General features: G+C 61.0%; 1 protein-coding gene. It reads right to left on the bottom strand.

Annotated features, from left to right (window positions below; translation table 11 throughout):
- Nucleotides 1-1036 (bottom strand): amino acid aminotransferase (locus AC1DWI_RS24260; RefSeq protein WP_477726056.1); only part of this gene is annotated, 1036 nt, incomplete at its 3' end.
- Between the last annotated feature and the right edge of the window lie 6 nt (nucleotides 1037-1042).

The following is a 1042-nucleotide window of genomic DNA, read 5'->3' as shown; positions in this document are numbered from 1 at the left end:
GTGCGGTAATGAAGCTCATGTCCTGCTTGACGCCGGCGGCCTTCAGGCCGTCCACGAGCTTTTGGCGCATGGCCTTGATGCGCACACGCATTTCCGCCAGTTCCTGCTCCCATTGGATACGCAACGCGGGGGTATTGAGCACCGTGGCCACCACCATGCCGCCATGGATCTGCGGGTTGCTGTAGTTGGTGCGAATGACCAGTTTGAGCTGCGACAGCACGCGGTCGGCTTCGTCCTTGGATTCGCACAGAACCGACAAGGCGCCCACGCGTTCGCCGTAGAGGCTGAAGCTTTTGGAAAAGGACGTCGACACGAAAAAGCTCAGGCCGGCAGCCACAAATTTGCCGATGACGGCACCGTCTTCTGCGATGCCGTGGCCAAAGCCCTGATAGGCCATGTCGAGGAACGGCGTGAGCTTTCGCGCCTTGACGGCCGCGATCACCTGGTCCCACTGGGCCGCGGTGATGTCGTAGCCGGTCGGGTTGTGGCAGCACGCGTGCAGCACGACGATGGTGCCTTCGGCGGCTGCATTGAGGGCGGCGAGCATGCCCTCGAAGTTGACGCCGCGCTTGGCTGCATCGTAGTAAGGATAGCTTTCAACCACGAACCCGGCCTGGCTGAAAAGCGCGCGGTGGTTTTCCCAGCTTGGGTCGGAAATCAGGACTTTGGCATTGGGGCTGAGCTTTTTCAGGAAGTCGGCGCCGATCTTCAGGCCGCCCGTGCCGCCAATGCCCTGTGCAGTGGCCACTCGGCCGCTTTTGACGGGCTCGCTGTCGACGCCGAAAACCAGACCCTTGACGGCAGCGTCGTAGGCGGCGATGCCATCAATGGGCAGGTAGCCGCGTGCCTTGGGAGATTCCATCATGAGTTTTTCTGCCGCCTGAACGCATTGCAGCAGGGGGAGTTTGCCGTTGTCGTCGTAGTACACGCCTACGCCCAGGTTGACCTTGGCAGGGTTAGCGTCGGCGTTGAACTGCTCGTTCAGGCCCAGGATGGGGTCACGCGGGGCCATTTCGACAGCGGTAAACAAAGACATGAAATA

The sequence above is a fragment of the Polaromonas sp. P3_C2 genome (assembly GCF_056402675.1).
The sequence above is the reverse complement of the archived record's forward strand: the minus strand, read 5'-3'. Positions and strand labels throughout refer to the sequence as shown.